Annotated in this window: 16 protein-coding genes; 4 read left to right on the top strand and 12 right to left on the bottom strand. The window is 69.5% G+C overall.

Annotation, left to right across the window (positions count from 1 at the left end):
* Positions 1-37: 37 nt before the first annotated feature.
* The 3 genes from ACX25U_RS20050 to ACX25U_RS20040 all read right to left on the bottom strand — a co-directional run bounded on the left by ACX25U_RS20050 (position 38) and on the right by ACX25U_RS20040 (position 4,974).
* Positions 38-832 (bottom strand): TIGR03084 family metal-binding protein, encoded by a 795-nt coding sequence (locus tag ACX25U_RS20050; protein WP_454394015.1) that lies wholly within the window; start codon positions 830-832, stop codon positions 38-40.
* A gap of 101 nt (positions 833-933) precedes the next feature.
* Positions 934-1,890: an EamA family transporter gene (locus tag ACX25U_RS20045; protein WP_454394014.1), complete on the bottom strand. Its 957-nt coding sequence runs from the start codon at positions 1,888-1,890 to the stop codon at positions 934-936.
* Between the two features lie 156 nt (positions 1,891-2,046).
* Positions 2,047-4,974, bottom strand: a complete 2,928-nt coding sequence (locus tag ACX25U_RS20040; protein ID WP_454394012.1) for an FAD-binding and (Fe-S)-binding domain-containing protein — start codon at positions 4,972-4,974, stop codon at positions 2,047-2,049.
* Positions 4,975-5,095: 121 nt separating this feature from the next.
* Here ACX25U_RS20040 and serC point away from each other — a divergent pair, with 121 nt between their 5' ends.
* The gene (gene serC, locus ACX25U_RS20035) at positions 5,096-6,214 is read left to right on the top strand and encodes a phosphoserine transaminase (RefSeq protein ID WP_454394010.1); all 1,119 of its coding nucleotides are present in this window, start codon (positions 5,096-5,098) and stop codon (positions 6,212-6,214) included.
* A gap of 170 nt (positions 6,215-6,384) precedes the next feature.
* Here serC and acnA read toward each other — a convergent pair whose 3' ends face one another.
* The 4 genes from acnA to ACX25U_RS20015 are packed head-to-tail and all read right to left on the bottom strand — an operon-like array spanning position 6,385 to position 11,922.
* Positions 6,385-9,036: an aconitate hydratase AcnA gene (acnA, locus tag ACX25U_RS20030; RefSeq protein WP_454394008.1), complete on the bottom strand. Its 2,652-nt coding sequence runs from the start codon at positions 9,034-9,036 to the stop codon at positions 6,385-6,387.
* Positions 9,033-9,989, bottom strand: a complete 957-nt coding sequence (locus ACX25U_RS20025) for a citryl-CoA lyase (protein ID WP_454394007.1) — start codon at positions 9,987-9,989, stop codon at positions 9,033-9,035. Before ACX25U_RS20025 ends, acnA begins: the two co-directional genes overlap by 4 nt.
* The gene (locus ACX25U_RS20020) at positions 9,986-11,191 is read right to left on the bottom strand and encodes a CaiB/BaiF CoA transferase family protein (RefSeq protein WP_454394005.1); all 1,206 of its coding nucleotides are present in this window, start codon (positions 11,189-11,191) and stop codon (positions 9,986-9,988) included. Before ACX25U_RS20020 ends, ACX25U_RS20025 begins: the two co-directional genes overlap by 4 nt.
* Positions 11,188-11,922, bottom strand: a complete 735-nt coding sequence (locus ACX25U_RS20015) for an IclR family transcriptional regulator (RefSeq protein ID WP_454394003.1) — start codon at positions 11,920-11,922, stop codon at positions 11,188-11,190. The genes ACX25U_RS20020 and ACX25U_RS20015 overlap by 4 nt, the downstream gene beginning before the upstream one ends.
* A gap of 195 nt (positions 11,923-12,117) precedes the next feature.
* Here ACX25U_RS20015 and ACX25U_RS20010 point away from each other — a divergent pair, with 195 nt between their 5' ends.
* The 3 genes from ACX25U_RS20010 (at position 12,118) to ACX25U_RS20000 (ending at position 15,684) form a co-directional block, all read left to right on the top strand.
* A complete protein-coding gene (locus ACX25U_RS20010; RefSeq protein ID WP_454394001.1) occupies positions 12,118-13,449 on the top strand; it encodes an MFS transporter in 1,332 nt (443 codons plus the stop codon).
* A gap of 10 nt (positions 13,450-13,459) precedes the next feature.
* Complete coding sequence (locus tag ACX25U_RS20005) at positions 13,460-14,905, top strand: MmgE/PrpD family protein (protein WP_454393999.1); 1,446 nt, start codon at positions 13,460-13,462, stop codon at positions 14,903-14,905.
* 275 nt (positions 14,906-15,180) lie between these two features.
* Positions 15,181-15,684 (top strand): MarR family winged helix-turn-helix transcriptional regulator, encoded by a 504-nt coding sequence (locus tag ACX25U_RS20000; protein ID WP_454393997.1) that lies wholly within the window; start codon positions 15,181-15,183, stop codon positions 15,682-15,684.
* A gap of 53 nt (positions 15,685-15,737) precedes the next feature.
* Here the strand turns inward: ACX25U_RS20000 and ACX25U_RS19995 are convergent, their stop codons facing one another.
* The 5 genes from ACX25U_RS19995 to ACX25U_RS19975 all read right to left on the bottom strand — a co-directional run bounded on the left by ACX25U_RS19995 (position 15,738) and on the right by ACX25U_RS19975 (position 22,196).
* Positions 15,738-17,018 (bottom strand): acyl-CoA dehydrogenase family protein, encoded by a 1,281-nt coding sequence (locus ACX25U_RS19995; RefSeq protein ID WP_454393995.1) that lies wholly within the window; start codon positions 17,016-17,018, stop codon positions 15,738-15,740.
* Between the two features lie 68 nt (positions 17,019-17,086).
* Complete coding sequence (locus tag ACX25U_RS19990; protein WP_454393993.1) at positions 17,087-18,703, bottom strand: class I adenylate-forming enzyme family protein; 1,617 nt, start codon at positions 18,701-18,703, stop codon at positions 17,087-17,089.
* A complete protein-coding gene (locus ACX25U_RS19985; protein WP_454393991.1) occupies positions 18,696-19,472 on the bottom strand; it encodes a citryl-CoA lyase in 777 nt (258 codons plus the stop codon). Before ACX25U_RS19985 ends, ACX25U_RS19990 begins: the two co-directional genes overlap by 8 nt.
* The gene (locus ACX25U_RS19980; protein ID WP_458633814.1) at positions 19,469-20,614 is read right to left on the bottom strand and encodes a CaiB/BaiF CoA transferase family protein; all 1,146 of its coding nucleotides are present in this window, start codon (positions 20,612-20,614) and stop codon (positions 19,469-19,471) included. The genes ACX25U_RS19985 and ACX25U_RS19980 overlap by 4 nt, the downstream gene beginning before the upstream one ends.
* 229 nt (positions 20,615-20,843) lie before the next feature.
* On the bottom strand, positions 20,844-22,196 hold the full coding sequence (locus ACX25U_RS19975; protein WP_454393987.1) for an MFS transporter: 1,353 nt from the start codon (positions 22,194-22,196) through the stop codon (positions 20,844-20,846).
* Positions 22,197-22,541: the final 345 nt, after the last annotated feature.

Below are 22,541 nucleotides of genomic sequence, written 5' to 3'. Positions count from 1 at the left end.
AAGCCGGAGGCGTTGCCGATCCGCAGGGCCCGCGGCGTCACCCGGCCACCCCTTTGGGCGCCCGCCCGGCGCCGGGGGGCCCGGCGAAGGCCTGGGCGATGTCCAGCCAGCGGTCGGCGTCCGGTCCCTCGGCGCGCACGACGAGGTCGGCACGGTGGGCACGCTGGGTGACCAGCAGGCAGAAGTCGAGAGCGGGCCCGGTGACACGCTGAGGGGCGCCCTCGGGGCCGTACGCCCACAGCTCACCGGAGGGACCGCGCACCTCCACCCGGAACTCCTCGCCGGGCACGGGCAGCCCCCGCGCTCCGAAGGCGAAGTCCCGCGCCCGCACCCCGATGCGCACCACATGCTTGAGCCGGTCCGTGGGTGTGCGCACCACACCCAGCGCGTCCGCCACGTCCTGCCCGTGCGCCCAGGTCTCCATCAGCCGCCCGGTCGCCATGGACGCGCCCGACATGGGCGGCCCGTACCAGGGGAACCGGGCGCCGGGCGGCGCCGCACGCAACGCGGAGTCGAGGGCCGCGCGCCCCTTCCGCCACCGCGCCAGCAACTCACCCGGCGGCAACCGGGCGCCCTCCTCCGCCCCCTGGTCGACGAACGACCCGGGCGCGGCGAGCGCCTGCTCGACCAGCGCGTGAAAGCCGTCCGGGTCGGTGACGGCGAGAAGGGCGGACCGATCGGTCCAGGCGAGATGGGCGATCTGGTGGGCGACAGTCCATCCGGCCGCGGGGGTGGCGAGGCCCCACTGCCCGGCACTCAGCCCGGCGACCAGCCGGTCGAGTTCTTCGCTTTCCTCACGCAGATCGTCGAACACGGGCGTCGGATCGGCCATGGGGGGAGCATGGCAGCGCCCGCAAAAACAATCAAGCATGCCTGCATGATTTTTTCCTGCATGATTTCCCCCTGGCCATCACCGCGAAGGCGAGCCCGCCGTCAGGAGTCCACCCGCGGCGCCGGCGCCTTCCCCCGGCCCACCTGCGTCCGCACCGCCCCCATGCTCGCCGCGATGACCAGGGCGATCGCGATGGCCTGGGGCGCGGTGAGGGACTGGCCGAGGACGAGGAAGCCGGCCGTGGCGGCGAGGGCCGGTTCCAGGCTCATGAGGATCGCGAAGGTGGAGGCGGGCAGGCGGCGCAGGGCGAGCAGTTCGAGGGTGTAGGGCATGACCGAGGACAGCAGCGCGACCGCCGCGCCCAGCGCGAACGTCGTCGGATCGACCAGCTTCGCGCCCGACTCGGCGATCCCCAGCGGCAGGAACAGCACCGCACCCACCGTCATCGCCAGGGCCAGCCCGTCGGCCTGTGGGAAGCGGCGGCCCGTACGGGCGCTGAAGATGATGTACGCCGCCCACATGCCGCCCGCCGCCAGCGCGAAGGCGACACCGACGAGGTCCAGACTGCCGAAGCCACCGCCCCCGAGCAGGAAGACACCGGCCAGGGCGAGGCCCGCCCATACGAAGTTGATCACCCGGCGTGTGGCCAGTACCGACAGGGCGAGCGGGCCGAGAACCTCCAGAGTGACCGCCGGACCGAGCGGGATACGGGCGACGGCCTGGTAGAAGAGGCCGTTCATGCCCGCCATCGCGATACCGAAGGCGACGACCGTGCCCCAGTCGGTGCGCGAGTGCCCACGCAGCCGCGGCCGGCAGACCACCAGCAGCACGATCGCGGCCACCAGCAGCCGCAGGGTCACCACGCCGAGCGCACCCGCCCTCGGCATCAGCGTCACGGCCAGCGCGCCGCCGAACTGCACCGAGACACAGCCGCCGAGCACCAGGCCGACCGGCCCGAGCGGGCCGAAACGGCCCGGCCCTCCGGGCGCGGGCGCGTCGGCCGGCGCGGGGGCGACCGGGGCCGACGAGGACGAGGGGGCGGGGCTGGGGGTGGTCACGGGGCGGTTCCAGGGCTGAGCTCGGGGTTTGTGCATCGCGATGTACTACTCGGTCCAGGGTAATGGACCCAGTCGGGAGTGTGTACCTGCACACCACTGGCCACCACGCCTCGCCCGCAGCCCTACGTCCCCTCCACCGGCTCTCGGCCCACAGCCCTACACGCCTTCCGCAGGCCTCTCCTGCAGCCCTTCCGCCGGGCCCTCCCCCGGCTTCTCCTCCAGCCCTTCCGCCAGCACCTCCGCAAGGTGCCGCCCCCGTACCCCGGCCAGCTGCTCCAGCTGCGTACGGCACGAGAAGCCGTCCGCCAGGATCACCGTCCCGTCCGGCGCCCGCCGTACCGACGGCAGGAGCTGTTCCTCGGCGCAGGCGGCCGACACCTCCCAGTGGCCCTTCTCGAAGCCGAAGTTCCCGGCCAGGCCGCAGCAGCCGCCGGACAGCTCGCCGGTCAGCCCCGCCGCCGTACGCAGGTCCCGGTCGGCCGTGTCGCCGAGGACCGCGTGCTGGTGGCAGTGGGTCTGGCCGGCGACCGGGCGGTCCAGGCGGGGCGGGGTCCAGCCGGGGGCGTGGCGCCGGAGGGTTTCGGCGAAGGTCAGCACGCGGTCGGCCAGGCGGCGGGCGCGCGGGTCGTCGGGCAGCAGTTCCGGCAGGTCGGTGCGCAGGGCGGCGGCGCAGCTCGGTTCCAGGACGACGACCGGGGCGGAGGTCTCGAGCACCGGTTCCATCAGGTCGAGGGTGCGGCGCAACACGGTGCGGGCGCGGTCGAGCTGGCCGGTGGAGACGTACGTCAGCCCGCAGCACACCCGGCTCCGGCCGCGCAGAACGGACACCGGGTTCACGGTCACCGACCGTCCGTCGCCCACCGGAGGCCGGCGCAGGCACAGCGTCGGCGGGAGCGCCACCCGCAGCCCGGCCGCCTCCAGCACGCGTACGGCCGCGCGGCCGACGGAGGGCGACAGGTGCTCGGTGAAGGTGTCCGGCCACAGGACGACGAGATCACCCAGCCCCTTTTCGCCACCTTCCCGCCTCCGCCACCACCGGGTGAACGGCTCCCCCGCCACCCGCGGGATCCCCCGTTCGGGTGCGATTCCGCCCAGCCGTTTCGCCGCCGAGGCCAGCGGGCGTACGGCGGCGAGCGCGTTCAGGAGCGGCGCGGCGCGCGTCCGGGCCGCCCAGCGCAGCCACACCGGAAGCCACCCCATGGAGTAGTGGGCGGCGGGGCGGCGCCGCCCGGCGTAGTGGTGGTGCAGGAACTCCGCCTTGTACGTGGCCATGTCGACCTCGACCGGGCAGTCGGATCGGCAGCCCTTGCACGACAGGCACAGATCGAGCGCGTCCCGGACCTCCGCCGACCGCCAGCCGTCGGTCACCAGCTCGCCCGCGAGCATCTCGTGCAGCAGCCGGGCACGCCCGCGCGTGGAGTGCCGCTCCTCGCCCGTGACCCGGAAGGAGGGGCACATCACCGCCGAACCCGACACCGCCGTCGTACGGCACTTGGCGACGCCCACGCACCGGCGCACCGCCGCCGAGAAGTCACCGCCGTCGCCCGTGTAGCCGAAGGCCACGTCGACCGGGCGGCGCGGCAGCACGGAGAAGCGGAGGTCGGCGTCCAGCGGGGCCGGACGGACCAGCATCCCGGGGTTGAGCAGGTCGTCGGGGTCCCAGACGCCCTTGGCCCGCTCGAACAGGGCCACCGTTTCGTCGCCGTACATCCTCGGCAGCAGCTCGGCCCGCGCCTGCCCGTCCCCGTGCTCCCCGGACAGCGAACCGCCGTGTGCCACCACCAACTCGGCCAGCTCCTCCGAGAACCGCCGGAAGCGGCCGATCCCGGCCTCCGTCAGCAGGTCGAAGTCGATGCGGACGTGGATGCAGCCGTCCCCGAAGTGCCCGTACGGCGTGCCGCGCAGCCCGTGGGCGGCCAGCAGGGCCCGGAAGTCGCGCAGATACGGGCCCAGCCGGGCCGGCGGCACCGCGCAGTCCTCCCAGCCCGGCCACGCCTCGGTGCCGTCGGGCATCCGGGTCGCCGTACCACTCGCGTCCTCCCGGACCCGCCACAGCGTGCGCTGTGCGGCCGGGTCCGTCACCACCAGCGCGTCCACGACATCGGCCGCGCGCACGACCGCCTCCGCACGCGCGCGTGCCTCCGCCTCCGACTCCCCGCCCGTCTCCACGAACAGCCAGGCGTCCCCCCGCGGCAGCCCGGCCCCCGCCGACGGCACCAGGTCCCGCGCCATCCCCTCCACCGTCAGCGGCCGGTACGGCAACAGCCCGGCAGCGGCCTCGGCGGCGGCGCCCTCGTCGGCGTACCCCAGCACGGCCAGTGCCCGCGCGCGGGGTGCCTCCACCAGCCGTACGACCGCCTCGGTCAGCACGCCCAGGGTGCCCTCCGAGCCGCAGAAGGACCGCGCCACGTCCGCGCCCTTCTCCGGCAGCAGGGCGTCCAGCGCGTACCCGGAGATACGGCGGGGCAGCTCCGGGAAGCCGGTGCGCAGCCGGGCCAGTTCGCCGTCCACCAGCTCCCGCAGCCCCTCCGGGGCCCCGGCCCATCCCTGTCCGAGCCGCAGCCGCCGCCCGCGCGCGGTGACCACCGACAGCTCCCGCACGTTGTCCGCGGTCGTGCCCCAGGCCACCGAGTGGGAACCGCACGCGTTGTTGCCGATCATCCCGCCGAGCGTGCACCGGCTGTGCGTGGAGGGGTCCGGCCCGAAGCGCAGCCCGTGCGGCGCGGCGGCCTCCTGCAGCCGGTCGAGGACCAGCCCCGGCTGGACGACGGCCGTACGCGCCTCGGCATCGATCTCCGGCAGCCGGTTCATGTACCGGGTGAAGTCCAGCACCACGCCCGTCCCGGTCGCCTGTCCCGCGATCGACGTCCCGCCGCCCCTCGCCACCACCGGCACGCCGTGCGCCCGGCAGATCTCCAGCACCGCCGCCACGTCGTCGGCGTCCCACGGAGCCACCACGCCCAGGGGGACCCGCCGGTAGTTGGACGCGTCCATGGTGACCAGCGCCCGCGAGGTGACGTCGAACCCCACGTCACCGCGCACGGCCCGGCGCAGCTCCGCCTGAAGCCCGGAAAGATCGGTCATGTGTCCAGCATGCCCACGACCGCTGGGACGGCCGTGCCGGTCCGTCCCAGTCCGTCTCAGTCCGTCTCATCCGACGGAATGCGTTTCACCCGGATTTCCCCGACCCGCTACGCTCCCGTCCGTGGCTGAGATCCAGATTCCCTCTGACATCAAGCCCGCGGACGGACGTTTCGGCGCGGGTCCCTCCAAGGTGCGGACGGAGGCGCTGGACGCCCTCGCCGCCACCGGCGCGTCCCTCATGGGCACCTCTCACCGCCAGGCCCCGGTCAAGAACCTGGTCGGCAAGGTGCGCGAGGGCATCAGTGAGCTGTTCCAGCTCCCCGACGGCTACGAGGTCGTGCTCGGCAACGGCGGCTCCACGGCGTTCTGGGACATCGCGACCCACGGTCTGATCCAGAACAAGTCGCAGCACCTCAGCTTCGGCGAGTTCAGCTCGAAGTTCGCCAAGGCCGCCAAGCTCGCCCCGTGGCTCGCCGAGCCCACCGTCATCTCCACCGACCCGGGCACGCACCCGGAGCCGCAGGCCGAGGCGGGCGTCGACGTCTACGCCTTCACGCACAACGAGACCTCGACCGGTGTGGCCATGCCCATCAAACGGGTCGAGGGAGCCGACGAGGGCGCCCTGGTCCTGGTCGACGCCACCTCCGGCGCCGGCGGCCTCCCGGTCGACATCGCCGAGACCGACGTCTACTACTTCGCCCCGCAGAAGTCCTTCGCCGCCGACGGCGGCCTGTGGATCGCCGTGTTCTCCCCGGCCGCGCTCGAGCGCGCCGAGCGCGTCCACGCGAGCGGCCGCCACATCCCGGAGTTCTTCTCGCTCCCCACGGCGATCGACAACTCCCGCAAGAACCAGACGTACAACACCCCGGCGCTGGCCACCCTCTTCCTCCTCGACCAGCAGCTGGAGTGGATCAACGACCAGGGCGGCCTGGACTGGGCGGTCCGCCGCACCGCCACCTCCGCGCGCACCCTGTACGGCTGGGCCGAGGACGTGAAGTTCGCGACCCCGTTCGTCACCGACCCGGCCAAGCGCTCCCAGGTCATCGGCACCATCGACTTCGCCGACGAGATCGACGCCGCCGCCGTCGCCAAGGTCCTGCGCGCCAACGGCATCGTCGACACCGAGCCCTACCGCAAGCTCGGCCGCAACCAGCTCCGCGTCGCCATGTTCCCGGCCATCGACCCGGCGGACGTCGAGGCCCTGACGAAGTGCGTCGACTACGTGATCGAGAAGCTGTAACCGCCCCTCGCGCGTTCCGCTCCGGCAGGCCGACGACGTGGTGCAGCCCTACGTCCTGGGCTTGACTCCAGCGGTGCGCTGCCGCATCGGCTTCACCTACGCCCCGGCCAGGCGATCGTGGGCGCGACGAGGCCCGGCCGACCCGGTCGGGGGGTACGCCGACGGGCCCATCACCTCGAGTCGGTCGCGCACTCCGCGGGCCTGGAGAGGCCCTGGTCGTCCGCCCGGGCGGACAGCAGGTGTCCGAACAGCCCACCGGCCCGCAGCCAATCCAGTTCCAACGGAGTGTCGATGCGGCACTTGGCGGCACCGGTCCACAGCACGTGGTCGTCGCGACGGACCCGGACGGTGGCGTTCGTCGAGGATGCGAGGTCATCGATACCGAGGAGGTCGATCTCCTCGGTTCCGTCGAACAGGTCGGGTGACGGGCCCTCCCATTGGATCGGCAGGACGCCGAGGGCGACCAGGTTGGTGCGGTGGATGCGTTCGAAGCTCCTTGCCAGCACCGCACGCACGCCGAGGAGCCGAGTGACCTTGGCCGCCCAGTCGCGTGCGGAGCCCGCTCCGTACATGTCGCCCGCCACGACGACGAGCGGGGTGCCCCGGCGGCGGTGGTACTCGGCCGCAACGTGGATCGGCACAGGCACCTGGTCGGGCGCGGTGCGGGTCCAGCCGCCTTCCTTGTCGGGAGCCAGGTGGTTGGACAGGCGCGGGTTCGCGAAGCCACCCCTGACCATGACGTCGTGGTTGAGGCGGCGGGAACTGAAGGTGCCCAGTGCCCGCTCATCGACTCCTCGCTCGACCAGCCATCGGCCCGCGGCGGAGTCGGGCAGAATCCGTGCGACCGGCGAGATGTGGTCGGTGGTCACCGCGTCACCGAGCACCAGCAACGGACGGGCGCCGAGCAGCTCTCCGTCGACTGCTGGTCTGGTCAGGTCCGCGTCAGTGAACGGCGGCCGTCGAATGCTGCCGGCTTCGCCGTCCCACGGGTATGTGTCGTCACGTGGGTGGTCGAGCGCCAGCCATCGCGGAGTGGTCAAGGACTGGCGGGCTCCGCGGCCGAGCGACGCAGCCTCATGGGCGGACAGCAGATCGTCGATCTCACGCTCGTCCGGCCAGAGGTCGGCGAGCACAACCGGTGAGCCGTCGGCGGCATGACCAAGGGGTTCGGCCTCCAGGTTCGTCCGGACATTGCCCGCCAACGCATAGGCCACGACCATGGCCGGCGAGGCGAGGTACGCGTGCGCGACCTCGGGGTGGATGCGACCGGTGAAGTTGCGGTTTCCGGAGATGACCGCGGCCAGGGCGGTGTCCTTGGCCCGCGCGGTCGCGTCGAGTGCCGGGCTCAAGGGCCCGGAGTTGCCCATACAGGTGCCGCACCCGAATCCCGCGACGTGGAAGCCGAGGTCGTCGAGGTACTTCTGCAGACCGGCCGAGGCCAGGAGGTCCGCCGCCGCCCTGGAGCCCGGCGTCAGTGAGGTCTTGGTCCACGCCGGCGGTCGGAGACCCGCCTCGACCGCGTTGCGCGCCAAGAGGCCTGCGGCGATCAGGGAGCGCGGGTTGGAGGTGTTGGTGCAACTCGTGATCGCCGCAATGGCCACGTCGCCGTCCTGAGGCCGGGCGGCGCCACGGGATGCGGGGACCTCGTCCGGACTGAGCGCTTCGTGCGGCCTCGCGGGACCCGCGAGAGTGGTCGAGATCGAGTCCAGTTCGACGGTCACTTCGGTGTCGAAGCGCGGGACCGGGCCGGCCGAACCGTACAGCAGGCCCTGTGCCTTCAAGTACTGCTCGACCAGGTGGACCTGCTCGGGGGGACGACCGGTGGTCGCCAGATATGTGAGGGTGCGGCGGTCGGCCGGGAACCACGCCATGGTCGCGCCGTACTCAGGAGCCATGTTGGCGACCGTCGCGCGATCGGGCACCGACAACGAGGCGAGGCCCGGGCCGTGGAACTCCACAATGGACCCCACGACATTCAACTCGCGCAGTCGTTCGGCCAGGGTCAGTGCCAGGTCGGAGGCGAAGACACCCGGGGCGAGCCTTCCGGTGAGCTCCACACCGACGACGTGCGGCACACGGATCATGATGGCCTGACCGAGCGCGGCGGCGGTGGCCTCGATCCCTCCCACTCCCCACCCGGTGACGCCCAGGGCGTTGATCATCGTGGTGTGCGAGTCGGTTCCGACCAGTGAATCGAGCGCGGCGATCCGCGTGCCGTTGGACTCCTCGGTGGTCACGACCGGGGCGAGGACCTCAAGGTTCAGCTGATGGCAGATGCCCACGCCAGGGGGCACGACCCGAAGTCCGGGGAGCCGTTCCTGGGCCCAGCGCAGGAACCGGTAGCGATCATGGTGCCGCGCGTACTCCAGGTCGATGTTCCGTGGCGCCGCGGTCCCGCTCGCGTACTCGTCCACCTCCAGGGCGTGGTCCACGACCAGATCGAGCGGAAGCACCGGCTCGAGCGCCGAGCTGTCCAGGCCGTCGGCGGCGGCACGCTCGAGCAGGGTGATCAGGTCCGCCAGTACCGGAATGCCGGACGCGTCCTGCAGGAGGACGCGTCCGGGGAAGAACGGAACCGCCGCGGATTCGTCACGTCGGGTGATCGCACGTACATGCTCGCGGAGCACCTGCGGATGCCCCTGGTGGCGCAGGACACCTTCCACCAACGTCCTCAGCGACCATGGCAGGTCACTGATGGGCCCGGCGCCGTTGGCCTCGGCGTCAGCCAGGCTGTAGTACTGCAGGGGAACCCCGGGCGCGCCCTCGACCGGCAGCGTCCTGAGGCACCCGAACGAGTCCGGCGCGGTGAACGGCGTACTCATGGCGTCTCCGCGGTCTCGGCGGTCCATGCCCGTTCCGCCTGCCCGACATAGGTGGGGAGGAGCGGCGGAGGCATCGGCCCCTTGATGCGCCGGCCGCTCTGGGACTCCTCCCAGCTGTGTGCCAGCACGCCGACGGACCTCGACAGGATGAAGAGTCCACGGGCGAGTTCGGGGGTGAAGCCGAGCTCGGCGTAGATCACCGCGGTGGCGCCGTCGATGTTCATCGGGATGGGGCGCGCCCGGCCGACCGACAGTTGGGCCTCCAGCTCCTGGGCTGCGGCGAGGTGACGACCGGCGACGACCCCGGCGTCGACGGCTTCCTGGACGGCCTCGAGGAGTGGGTCCCGGCGCGGGTCGTGGGAGTGGAACCGGTGGCCGAACCCGGGGATGTAGGCCCGGCGTTCGCGGTGGGCGGCGATCTCGGCGGCAACAGCCTCCTTCAGGGAGACCGCGGCGGGGGAGGCGATGCTGTCGGCGTCCTCGTCGCCTCCGCTTGCGGTGACCAGTCGCTGCAGGAGTTCGGCGCATTGCTGTCCGGCACCGCCGTGGACGTCCCCGAGCAGCCCGACACCGGTGGACATCGCACCGTGCAACCCCACACCGCACGTGGCGGCCATGCGGGCCGCCGCGATGGAGGGCGCTTGTGGTCCGTGGTCCACCGCGGCCACGAGTGCCTTCTCCAGAAGAGCGGCCTGGGCAGGGGACGGCATCCGGCCGCGGACCATGGTCCAGATGGTCTCCACGAAGCTGGCCCGGCGGATGAGGTCCTGGACCGGGTACCCGCGGAATCGAATGACGCCGGGCTCGATGTCCGACACCTCGGTGCTCCACCAGTCGGCCACCGTGCGGGAGGTCACGGAGTCAAGTGCGGCGGCGCGTGCCGGCGAGGTGTGGTCCATGGGCTCGTTCCGTCCCGCATCCGGGTTGTCGGTGTTGTCCGTTCGGGTTCTCATACGGCTCCCTCCTCGCGGAAGTCCTCGATCTGCTCGGGGGTGAACCCGATCTCGCGCAGGATCTCCTCGGTGTGCTCGCCGAGCGCGGGGGGCGGCGAGGAGGGTTTCACCGCTTGGCCGTCGACATGGGTCGGCAGTCCCAGGACCTGGACGGTTCCGGCTGGTGCGACGGGCATCTGCACCTCGGAGATCAGTTCGCGGTGCTCGACCTGTGCCGAGGTGAGCGTTTCGGGGACCGATATCACCGGAGCGGCCGGAACACCCGTGTCGAGCAGGACCTCGTCCCATTCGGCGGCGGTCTTCTCCTTGAGCGAGATCTCGAGCTCGTCGCGCAGGAGTTCGCGGTTGCGCTTGCGGTCCTCACGGGTGACGAAGCGCGGATCGGTGATGAGTTCCTCGCGGTGGAGGACCTTGCACAACGTCTCGAACTGTTCTTGCTTGTTGGCCGCGATGTTGAGCATTCCGTCAGCGGTGTTGAAACTGCCCGACGGCGCCGAGGTCATGTTCTCGTTGCCCATGGGTACGGGCTCCCGGCCGGTCACCAGATGGTTGGAGACAACCCAGCCCATGGAAGTGATGGCCGCGTCCAGCATGGAGGTGTCGAGACAGGCGCCCTGCCCCGTCTGCCGCTGCCTGACGACGGCAGCGCACACGGCCATGGCGGCGGCGAGACCACCGAAGCTGTCGCACACCGGGTAGCCGACGCGCAAAGGTGCGGACTGGGTGTCACCGGTCACGCTCATGATGCCGGAGAGCCCCTGGATCACCTGGTCGTAGGCCGGGCGACCACGCATCGGTCCGGTGGCGCCGAATCCGGAGACGGCGCAGTAGACCAGGCGGGGGTTCAGTTCCCGCAGTCGCTCCCAGCCGAAGCCGAGGCGCTGGAGAACTCCTGGACGGAAGTTCTCCAGGAGCACGTCGGCGTCGACAAGCAACTGTTCGAACACCTTCTGGCCGCCGTCGGTCTTGAGGTTGACCGTCACCGACCGCTTCCCGGAGTTCTGGGCGAGGAAGGAGACGCCCATCCGCGCGGCGCTCAGTTCGGGATCGGCGCCGAGCTGGCGTGCCAGGTCACCGCTCCCGGGCGTCTCCACCTTGATCACATCGGCGCCGAGCAGGGCGAGTTGATAACCGGCGAACGGCCCGGCGAGCACATTGGTCATGTCCAGGACTCGAACGCCCTTGAGCAGGTCTGCGGTCACAGGAACGCCTCCACGGTGCCGAGCCCGACAGCGCTGATCTGCCGGGCTGCTTTGGTTACGGCTTCGACGTACTGGGCGCATCGGTCAGCGGTGAACCGTGAGGTGGGGCCGCTGAGGGAGAGCGCGGCGAGGACACGGCCGTCGGCAGCCACGATCGGAACCGCCACCGCGGAGGCACCCAGTTCGCGATCGCCGTGTGTGATGGCGAAGCCTGCCTCGCGGGCGCCGGCGGCACTGGTGCGCAGGGCCGCCCCGTCGACGTGCGGGTCCTGTGCGGACAGGGCTTCCAGCACGGTGTCCGGACAACCGCCGAGAAGCACCCTGGCCGCGGCACCCCCGGTCATGGAGTAGGGCTCACCGACCCGCACCACGCTCCGTACGGTCGTGGTGCCCTCGACCTGGGCCACGCAGATGCGATGCAGATCCTGGCGAATGTAGATGTTCACCGTTTCGCCGCAGTCGTCGCGCAGGGCCGTCATCACCTGCCGAGCCTCGGCGCCCACCTCCCACATCGCCTCGGCCAGCTTGACCCACCGCAGGAACGAGGGGCCGATGCTGTAGGTCGATTCGCTCGGGCTGGTGATGATCCCGTGATTGCCGAGCGTGCCGAGCAGCCGGACGACCGTCGACTTGGGCAGCCCGGTGAGCTGGACAAGCTCACGCAGTGAGCGGACCTTGTGCTCGGCGTCGAACGCTCTCAGAAGGTCGAAGGCACGAGTCACGCTACGCACGCCGCCGTCCGCTGCAGCGGCTGCTGAGGGCAATGTCATGCTGCCACTGTAGGTCCACCAGGTGGCACAAGTAAACCGCTCAATGGATTGACTCGATCAGTGACCGCATGCTTGCATCCGTGATGCACACCACAAAACCGTCAGGTGATTGAAGCGAACTATCTAGCGGTCAGCACTGACTGACGAGGAGAGCTCATGGCCACCACCTCAGCCCTCGAGGAACAGCACAGAACCGAAGCCGGCGATCCGGTCATGGCACGGAGGGCCGCCGTCGCCGGCGGCGTCGGCACGATCATCGAGTACTACGACTTCAGCGTGTACGGCTTCCTCGCGCTGACCTTGGCGCCGCTGTTCTTCCCCCAGCAGGATCCGGCCACAGCGACGTTGTCGGCGCTGGCGTTGTTCGCCTCGTCCTACGTGGTGCGGCCGGTCGGTGGATGGTTCTTCGGCATCCTCGGCGACAAGCGGGGCCGGCGCTTCTCGCTCGTGGCAACCGTCCTGCTCATGTCCGCCGCCTGCGTCGCCATGGGCTTGCTGCCCACGCACGCCGGCATCGGCATCGCGGCCACGGTGGCGATCGTCCTGGTCCGTCTGGTGCAGGGATTCGCTGCCGGCGGCGAGATCGGAGGCGCGGCTACCTATGTCGCCGAACTCGCGCCTCCCGGCCGCCGCGGCCTGTACGGCAGCTCGACCGCGATCGGGGCGACTCTCGGCTTTGCCGTGGCCGCGGCCGTGGTGGGAGCGGTCCGCCTCGGTTTGAGTCCCGAGCAGATGGCGACCTGGGGCTGGCGGGTTCCGTTCCTGCTGTCGGCTGTCCTCGCCGCCCTGGCCCTGTGGGCGCGGCTGCGCATCGAGGACAGCCCGAAGTTCAAGGAACTCGAGGAGCGTCTCGACGGAGCGGCCGTGGAGAAGCGCCCGCTGGCGTCGGTGGTTCGGGACTACCCGGTTCCGGTCCTGCGCGTGCTCGGTCTCTCGATCGCCCTGAACGGAACCGTCTACATCGGGCTCACCTACTTCGGGATCTTCCTTGAGTTGAAGGGCAATGTCTCGCCCACCGCGGTTTCGTGGACCGCTGCCGCAGGCATCGCGCTCGCGGCAATGACCTTCCCCTTGCCCGGCCTGCTCTCGGACAGGTTCGACCGAAAGCCCGTCCTGATCACCGCTTACCTCGCTTTCATGGTGATCGCCTGGCCCGCATTCCTCGTCCTGTCCCACACGAGCAGCCTGCTGGCGATCGGCCTCGTCTACTTCGTCTTCATGTTCATCAGCGGATGGGTGCAGGTGCCCACCTGGGCGCTGGTCGCCGAACTCTTCCCGACGAAGGTCCGCTTCACCGGCATCGCGCTGGGATACAACCTCGGGGCGATCATTGCCGGCGGAACCGCGCCGTTCATCGCCGAGACCCTCGTGCAGAGCACCGGGCACGACACCAGCCCCGCGGGTTGGATCATCCTGGTCGCACTGATCGGCCTGCTCAGCATCGCCTCAGTGGGACGGACCGCCTCCAAGTCACTTCCACACCTCTGAGAGAGAACCAATGGGCAACACCACGGCAGGGGACGTCGGCCAGGACCGCCACGTCGTACCACCTGACTCCGCCTTGGATCCCGAGGAGCGGATCGCCCGCTTCGTCGCTCACACCCAAGCCGCCGACATCCCCGCAGAGGTGCTGGGCATCACCCACCAGGTCCTGAGGACCGTGTGCGGTACCGCGGTCGCGGGAGCCGCGCAGGACGGGATCGCCGAACTCCGGCAGTTGGTCGTCACCCAAGGGGGGCGAGCGGAGGCCAGGTCCTTTGTCCACGGAGACCACCTGCCGGCCCAGAGCGCCGCGCTGCTCAATGGCTCCATGGCGCGTGCGCTGGACTACTGCGACACCATGGTGCCCGGGCTTCACCTCGGGTCCTCGGTCGTACCTGCCGCGCTCGCCGCCGCGGAGTTGCGTGAAGGCTGCACCGGGGCCGAGCTCCTGGCCGCGCTGACGGTCGGTCTCGAGGCGGGTGTGCGGTTCAACCTCACCGAGGAGCAGTACGGTGGGCTGGATCCGACGGGCGTCGCCGGCCTCATGGGGGCCACCGCTGCCGCGGCGCGGGCCGCTGGTCTTGACGCGGAGCAGACGCTGCACGCGTTGGCACTCTCCTTCAACCGTTGTTCGGCGAGTTTTCAGAGCAATGTCGATGCGTCCTTGGCGGTGCGGCTGATCCAGGGGTGGACTGCGGCCTCGGCTGTTCAGAGCGTGCAGTTCGCCCAGGCCGGACTGACCGGACCCCTCCACTTCATCGCCGGCCCATTCGGGTATGCGCGACTGTACGCACGAGGCGAGCGTTCTCCGGAGTCGTTCGTCGACCGACTCGGTCGTCGCTACAACCTGGAGGGCATCTTCTTCAAGAAGTACCCGAGTTGCGGACTCACCCAGGGAGTCACCGAGTCGGCCCTCCTGGCGCTGGATGATGCCTCGGTGAACACGCAGGAGATCGAGCGGGTGGACATCTTCCTGCCCGACTTCGCCTTCAAACTCATAGGCAAACCGTTCGAGACCGGCACCAACCCGCGGGTCAACGCCCAGTTCAGCGCACAGTACTGCGCCGCGAACGCCCTGGAGCGGGGATCGGCGTCCCTCAGGCACTTCGAACCCGAACAGGTCGCCGAACTGAGCAGGTCCGCCATGATCTCGCGGATCCATGTGCACTTCGATCCCGAGCTCACCGGTCATTCGGCGTCGCGGTTCGAGATGCGCACCGCCGACGGAGGTCAGTGGGTCAGGACCCTCGAGATCGGTCCGGGATATCCGGGTAACCCGCTCACCCCTGAGGAGCACGCGCAGGGGTTCGGCGACTGCATGGGCTACGCGCCCTGGAGCCTGCGGCCCGAGCAGGCGCACGACCTGAAGAGAATGACCGCGGACCTCGCCGAGGTCCAGGATGCCCGCGATGTCGTATCCGCGTTGATCAGCCCAAGGGCAGTGCCACTGGCCGACTCGTAGCAGCCGTGAGGCCCGGTCGAAGAAGAAGTCCGTGCGGATCACTCCCGCACGGACTTCTTGCCATGGACAGGTGGGTCTTCCGTCCCTGGAGACCCAGCACGCCGGCCACGACCGAGCTCTTCACACGGCCGCCGCAAGAGCGGCATGATCACCACACCGGAGAAGCGGGGCGGGCTCCATGGCCTGCCTAGACTGTCTGCCGGGCAAGAGAGATTTCTCATCCAAGTACGTGAGACAGCAGTCTCGCACCGACAAGACTCCAGGAGGCCACCCCCATGAGCGACGAACTCGATGAGTTCTTTGTCGAGGAGGTCGAGGTGGGTGACGGGAAGAAGTCCAGGACGCTGAACCTGGACAACAACCCGACAGTCCTCTTGGTGTGGGCCGCCAACCGTTTCAACCGGAGCTTCTCCCGGCATTACCAGAACGAGTTCGGCATCAGCGCGATGGAGTGGCGGATGCTGGTGATGCTCTGCAAGGAACCCGACGTCCCGGTGACCGCCGCCAGCCCTGCCGTGGGCTACGACAAGGGCGCGGTCAGCCGGTCCCTGAGCAAGCTCGCCAAGCTCGGCCTGGCGGAGGCCAAGGTCATCGGCAGCAACCCCCGCAACCGGCTGTGGCACCTCACGCCCGCAGGTTACGAACTCCACGACCGGATCCTCAGGTCGGCTCTGGAACGTCACAAGCAGGTGCTCGCCGGATTCACCCCGGAGGACGTGGAGAAGTTCAACGACATGCTCAGGCGCTTCGGCGAGAACGCCGAGAACCTACCGGACTGACAAGCCGGGGCCGGCGCCCTGGGAAGAGCGCCGGCCCCGGTCAGAACGCTGTCTCAGACGGAACGTTCCTGATCCTTGATCACTCCGAGCGGTGTCGGCACGACGGCCCCCGTGGTGTCGAGGAGCGGGCCGATCCAGTCCATCGCCCGGGCCTGGTAGTTGTTGATCGCATGGGTCTGCGTCGCCATGAGGTCCGTCAGATAACGCCCGAACGGCTGTGCGTTGTAGATGCCGGTACCGCCCGCGACGCGGTACAACTCGGTGCCGTACCGGGCCGCGCGTGCGGGAATGTGCGCGGACTGGAAGCGGAACTCCTCCAGCCGCTCGTCGCTGACCTTGGGACCTCCGCCGGCTTCGGAGAGCATCGCGGCATAGTTGGCGTACAACCGCCCCTTCGCCTCCGAAACGAAGGAGTAGGCCTCGGCCAACGCGAGGGTCGTGGCAGGGTCGATCCTGGTCCGGCGCTTGCCCCTGTTGAACTCCACCAGGGCGTCTGCCATGCCCTTCAGGGCACCGAGCGCCGTCGGCGCCTGGGTGGCCCGTGAGAACACCTGGAAGAACGGGAGCTTGAACAGCAGCCCCGTGTTGAGCGCCAAGCCCGGTGCGGTTCTCTGGTGCACCTCGGTCCAGGTCAGGCTCCGGTGGTCAGGAATGAACGCGTCCTCGACCACGATGTCGTTGCTGCCGGTGGCCCGCAGCCCAGAAACGTCCCAGTTGTGGATGATCTTGTAGTCCTCGCGCGGGAGCAGCAGGACGTGGCTGCCGACCGGCCCCGGCCCGGGGGTCGGTTCACCCTCGATGTTGGCCCCGAGCAGTGCCCAGTCGCAGTAGTCGCTGCCGGAGGAGAACGACCATCGCCCGGACAGGCGGTACCCGCCGTCCACCCGCCTGGCGATCTGGGGTGCATAAGGCGAACTGATCAGGGTGGTCGTGTCCGATGACCAGACATCGGACTGCGCACGGTCGTCGAAGAAACCCAGGTGGAAGTGGTGAATGCCGATCACGCCCAGGACCCACCCCACCGAAGGGTCGCCCTCGGCGAGGACGGAGGTCACTTCGAAGGACTCGATGGGGGTGAGTTCGTGCCCACCGTGGGCACGGGGCTGCAGCATCTGGAAGAAGCCGGCCCGCTGCATGTCCGCGATCGTCTCGGGCAGCAGTCGGTCGTGCTGTGCCTGCCGCGCCGCTCGCTCCTTGAGGATCGGGACCAGGTCCCGAGCACGCTGCACCATCGGCGAGGCGCTGAAGTCGCCCAGGAGGAACGCGTGGATCTCTTCGGTCAGTCCGACATCGCCGGTCGGCTGGTAGGGGGGCAGCTCGAGGAGCTCGGTCATGGGGGTGTTCCTTTCCGCAGCCATCGAATGCTGCTGTGGCAGGTCCACTGAAGGGATGTGTGCGGGATTCACCTGGCCCCGGACTGGGCCGGCTGCGGATCGATGGAGACGTCGACCTCACGGGCCCGGTCCCGAAGAGTGGCGTCTGCCCTCAGGAGGTGTTTGGCGACCTTCCCTGTCGGCGTGAGCGGCATGTCCCCGGTGAGAAGTACGTAGCGGGGCCGCTTGATCCGGGCCAGCCGAGCGCTGCAGAAGTCCGCGACCTCCTGCTCGGTCAGGCGGGAGTCCTGACGGGGCGTGACAACCAGCAGGATGTCTTCGTCGCCCATCTCGGACGGCACTCCGACCGCGGCCGCCAGCACCACCTCCGGGTGTTCGGCGACCACCCTGTCCAGCTCGGCTCCGGACACGTTCTCACCCCGCCGGCGGATGATGTCCTTCTTCCGCGCGACGAAGTAGTACCAACCGTCCTGGTCTCGTCGCACCAGGTCGCCGGTTCTGAACCAGTCGTCCTGGAAGGCATCGGCAGTCTGCCCGGGTTCGCGGAAGTACCCCAGCATCACGATGGGCGTCCGTACCCAGAGCTCCCCGACCTCGCCATCGGGGACGTCCGCACCGGATTCGTCCACGATGCGGCACTGCGCCCACGGCCGCGCGGGATCAGGATGCCGACAGAGCCGGCCCATGCTGCCCGGCCTGGCCTCCGCGTCGTAGGGCGTGCTCAGGATGCCCGGGATCTCGGTCATCCCGTACCCGCCCACCAGGTGGGGTACGTCGAACCGCTCCCGGAACGCCCGGGTGCTCGCCTGCCGGATCCCGTAGATCTTGCGCAGGCCGTGGTCGGGCACGTATTCGTCACGAGGCCGGTTGAGCAGGATCGCGCTGATCGCCTCGATCATGTTGACCTGCGTCGCACCGAGCCGCTTGACCGTGTGCCAGAAGCGCGAGGCGGAGAAACGCGGTTCCACCAGGAGTGTGGCACCGGCGGCGAGCGCTCCGGCCACGGAGTAGAGCAGGCCGTTGACGTGGAACAGCGGAAGGATGGTGAGCACCCGGTCGTGCGGCTGCAGTCGCACCCGCTCCACGAAGCTCTCTCCCGCGGCGATCACGCTCCGCTGGCTGTGCAGGACACCCTTCGGGAATCCGGTGGTTCCCGAGGTGTAGATCATCACGCACGGAGCCTGCCGGTCACCGCCGCCCGCCTCGATCGGCTTGGCGTCCAGGAGCTCGCCGCCGAGCCGTTGGATCCAGGCGGAGCTGTGGACGTCGTCGCGTGCGGCCGTAGCGACCGGTTCAGCGTCCTCGTCGCAGAGGATCGCCCGCGCACCCGACTGACGGAGCACGTAGGCCGCTTCCTCCACCTTGAAATCAGGGTTGACGGGCACGAACACCGCACCCAGCCCGGCGGCGGCCAGCAGGGCAAGTACATGCCAGTCGCTGTTGCGGCCCATGACGAGCACACGATCCCCGGCCTCCACCCCCCTGTCCCGGAGGTGACCGGCCAGTCGTCCCGTCGCGTCGGCGGCCTGGGCCCACGTCCAGGAACGCTCACCGCACACCATCATCGGACGGTCCGGATCTGCCGCGGCGCGGCTCGCCACCAGGTCGATCAGGGTGTCACTGTGCTCCCGGTAGAGAGCGAGCACCTCGGCCGAGGTGTACCGGTCGTGCGACTCGTCAGTCATGCGGACTCTCCTGGGGATCCGAGTACGGGATGCCCTCCCTGGTGAGCTGCCAGATGGTGCGTGCGGAGGGTTCGGCGAACTCCTCCACCACATGGCCGAGCAAACCGCCGGCCCGGGAAACCACGGCAAGTCCGCGACCGGCCTTCAGCGGGATCCCGATCTCCAGGAACAGCGCCGCGATGGCACCCGTGGCGTTGATGGTGAGGTGCCGCCCGCCCCGGGCTGCGTCGACCTCGCGGCTCAGCCTCCGCAGCAGGTCGACGTAGCGGCCGTTGATTCCGTTCTCCTCGGCCAGCTGGAGGAGTCTGACCGCGCGCGGGTCATCCGGCTTGTGCAGGCGGTGCCCGAATCCCGGCACGGGTCGCTTGGCGCTCACGTACTCCTCTGCCACACGCGTGCAGTAGGTGTCCGGGTCCTCGCCGCTCTCGACGCCCTCGACCAGCAGCTGGGCGCAGCCCTCCATGGTTCCGGCGAACACCGGCCCGACCGACAGCAGCCCGGCGGCGATCGCCACCTGTACGTCATCCGGCACGCTGTCGGCTGCCAGTCTGGTGATGATCGACGTCGGGGTCCACCCGTGCTCCATGAGCGTGACCAGGCAGGCATCGAGAACCCGCGCTTCGGGCGGCGTGGGCATCCGGCCGACGGACAGGAAGTAGATCATGTCCGTGAAGCTGTGCCGGCCGATCAGGTCCTCGCACAGGTCCTTCCCGCGGACGGTGATCGAGGTCGCGTCGGACGTCGCGATATGGGTGTGGCTGCTGGTCACTGTGCGGGTCCTGACTCCGGTGCCGACGCGGAGCCGGCCAGCTCGTCGCGATACTCGTCGAGCGCCGGCGCCGTGGTGCCGAAGCCCGCTCGCACGCCGTTGATGCTCAGCGGCAGTCCAGTGAGCTTGAGCCGGTCGTCGGCGTTGTCCAGGATGATTTCCATGGCTTCGGTCTGGGGGTGCTCCAGCACCTGCGGGATCGAATGGATGGGGGCGCAGGGCACGCCGGCGCGCTCCAGGCACGCGATCCAGTCGGCGACGGTGCTGCGGACGACGAGTTCGGAGATGAGCGGCAGCAGCGTGGCCCTGTTCTCGTTGCGCGCGGCATTCGTGGCGAAGCGGGGGTCGCTCGCCCACTCGGGCTTTTCCAGGGCCGCAGCCAACTTGGCGAACAGGCGGTCGTTGCCCGCGGCGATGATGAACGGGCCGTCCGCTGCCTCGAAGGCACCGTAGGGAGTCAGCGAGTTGTGGCCGGTACCGACCCGCGGCGGGATGGTGCCGGTCGCCCCGTAGTCCGCGATGTGCCGTCCCGCCCAGCTGACGGCCGTCTCCAGCAGTGAGGTCCTCACCTCACTGCCGACCCCGGTGACCTGGCGCTCCAGGACCGCGGCGAGAACGCCGATCACGGTCCACATGCCCGTTCCGAGGTCGACGACCGACGGACCCACCCGGGAGGGCGGGCCGTTCGGGTCGCCGTTGATGGCGATCAGGCCGGAGAAGGCCTGCAGCAGCGGCTCGTAGCCGGGACGGTTCGCCATCGGACCGGTGTGACCGAACGCCGACATCGAGCAGTAGATCAGCCGGGGGTTCACGGCCATGAGGGTCTCGGCGTCCGCCTTGAGTTTGCGCTCGACGCCCGGGCGCAGGTTGTGGATGAAGACGTCGGCGTCGCGGACGAGTTCGAGGAAGACCTTGTAGTCGGCCTCGTCGTCCAGCGACAGCACGACGGACCGCTTGTTCCGGTTCATCATGTGGAAACTGACCGAACTGTCGCCCACGAACGGCGGGCCCCAGCCACGCGCGTCATCCCCGCCGGGCTTCTCGATCTTGATGACGTCGGCGCCGAGGTCACCGAGAATCAGCGAGGCATACGGAGCGGCCAGATTCTGGCCCATCTCGACGACCTTCAAGCCCGGAAGCATTCCGAGCGGCTTACCCGCTCCCTCGATTTTCTGAACTCCCACAGCTTCCTCCCAGCGGCTTGTGGTCCGGGCACAGGCGAACCCGGGGCGAACCAGTCAAGTTGTTGTGGTGTCAACAGCATCCTCTGGCCATCTTGTTGTCTTGTCAACAGCAGTCTGGGGCGCCTCGTCGACCGCTCGGATTTCCGATGCGGGGAGGCGCCCCAGACGCTCGCGGCAGCTACGTTGCTCAACGAGAGGCCATCGACTCCTGCGGCTCCCTGGAGCGGTCGGTGAGGAAGAAGGCCGTCACCAGGCTGATCAATGCCATCCCCATCAAGTACGGCGCGACCGCGATGACCGTGCCGAATTCCTGGGTCAGCGCCTCGGCGATCATCGGCGCGAACGCTCCGCCGAGGACGGCTCCGACCGCGTAAGCGAGCGACACCCCGGAGAGCCGGATCCGGGCAGGGAACATTTCCGCGAAGAGCGCCGACTGGGGGCCGTAGGTCAAGCCCAACGGCACCGCCAGGGTCAGCAGGGCCACGCCGACGCCCAGTTCGGCGCCCTGACTGAGAAGCCAGAACTGCGGCAGGAGCAGCACGAACAGCATCGCGTGACCGAACTTGTAGACGACCGGGCGGCCGGAGCGGTCACTCCACCATGCGCCGACGTAGGTGAACGCGATCCACACGGCGCTGGCCGCGAAGAGCCACATCAGCACGTGCTCGCGAGAAAGGTCATGGGCACTGGTCACGTAAGCCAGCGCGAAGCCGCCGACGATCATGTAGCCGGCAGCGATGTTGCCGACCATCGTGGCGGCGGCCGCCAGAACCTTGCCGCCGTGGGCGCTCAGCAGTTCACGCAGTGGCGTCTTCGCCTTGGCCTGCGACTCTTCGAGCTCGGTGAAGACCGGCGACTCGGCGACCTTGGACCGCACGTACTGCCCGACCACGATCAGCACGACGGAGAAGATGAACGGCAGGCGCCAGCCCCACTGGTCGAACGCCTCCTTGCCGAGAAGGCCGTTGAAGGCGCCCATCACGACGATGGCGAGCATCATCCCGAGTGGCACGCCCATCTGCGGGAAGGCTCCCATCCGCCCGCGGTGACCGGTCCTGGCATGTTCCACGGCGAGCATCGCCGCGCCGCCCCACTCGCCGCCGGCGGAGAGCCCCTGGAGGCAACGCAGGAGGATGAGCAGGATCGGGGCCGCGGTTCCGATCGTCGCGGCCGTCGGCAGAAGGCCGACCAAAGTGGTCGACAGGCCCATCAGTCCGAGCGTCAGCACAAGGACGATGCGACGACCGAACCGGTCACCCAGATAGCCTGAGACGATGGCGCCGAGCGGTCGGAAGAAGAAGCTCACCCCAGCGGTCGCCAGGGCGGTGAGTTGGCTCCACTGGCCGAGCCCGCTGAAGAACAGGTCACCGAAGAGCAGGGCCGCGATCTGCGCATAGACCAAGAAGTCGTACCACTCGATGGTTGTACCCACCAGCGTGGCGTAGATGACCCGTCGGTTCTGCTTCCTCTCGCCCCCTGAAGAGCGGTCGGTCGCCATGGCGACCGACACGTCGGGCTCAGCAGTCTGATTCGCTCCCATGACGTCCTCCCTCGACTGGGTACTGCTACGGAAGTGCCGCCACCCCACCGATGAGCCGCGTGGAACGAGAAGGCTCGGCTCGCGTGTGAGACAGGGCGGTTCGGCAAGATGTTGAGTGATCAAGAGCACACGGTGGCCAAATATGTCTTGACTTGTCAAGAGGGAATTTGACAATTCCCGAACAGGCACCTCACCCCCACGGCATCTGTCGGTCTCGATCGATGAGGAGTTCGCGCCGGTCAGGTCGCTGCGGCAGCGGCGATGTCGCTGCCGGCGCTGATGGCGGACGGCGGCTCGGCGCTGATGGCAGCGGCGCCGGGAGGGTCTCACATCCGGCCACCCAGC

This window comes from Streptomyces sp. JNUCC 63 (assembly GCF_054366325.1).
The sequence above is the reverse complement of the archived record's forward strand: the minus strand, read 5'-3'. Positions and strand labels throughout refer to the sequence as shown.

Coding starts and splice junctions, on each gene's coding strand:
- ACX25U_RS20050 (WP_454394015.1), bottom strand. CDS start 832: ATGGCCGATCCGACGCCCGTGTTCGACGATCTGCGTGAGGAAAGCGAA.
- ACX25U_RS20040 (WP_454394012.1), bottom strand. CDS start 4,974: ATGACCGATCTTTCCGGGCTTCAGGCGGAGCTGCGCCGGGCCGTGCGC.
- acnA (WP_454394008.1), bottom strand. CDS start 9,036: ATGAGTACGCCGTTCACCGCGCCGGACTCGTTCGGGTGCCTCAGGACG.
- ACX25U_RS20025 (WP_454394007.1), bottom strand. CDS start 9,989: ATGAGAACCCGAACGGACAACACCGACAACCCGGATGCGGGACGGAAC.
- ACX25U_RS20010 (WP_454394001.1), top strand. CDS start 12,118: ATGGCCACCACCTCAGCCCTCGAGGAACAGCACAGAACCGAAGCCGGC.
- ACX25U_RS20005 (WP_454393999.1), top strand. CDS start 13,460: ATGGGCAACACCACGGCAGGGGACGTCGGCCAGGACCGCCACGTCGTA.
- ACX25U_RS20000 (WP_454393997.1), top strand. CDS start 15,181: ATGAGCGACGAACTCGATGAGTTCTTTGTCGAGGAGGTCGAGGTGGGT.
- ACX25U_RS19995 (WP_454393995.1), bottom strand. CDS start 17,018: ATGACCGAGCTCCTCGAGCTGCCCCCCTACCAGCCGACCGGCGATGTC.
- ACX25U_RS19990 (WP_454393993.1), bottom strand. CDS start 18,703: ATGACTGACGAGTCGCACGACCGGTACACCTCGGCCGAGGTGCTCGCT.
- ACX25U_RS19980 (WP_458633814.1), bottom strand. CDS start 20,614: ATGCTTCCGGGCTTGAAGGTCGTCGAGATGGGCCAGAATCTGGCCGCT.
- ACX25U_RS19975 (WP_454393987.1), bottom strand. CDS start 22,196: ATGGGAGCGAATCAGACTGCTGAGCCCGACGTGTCGGTCGCCATGGCG.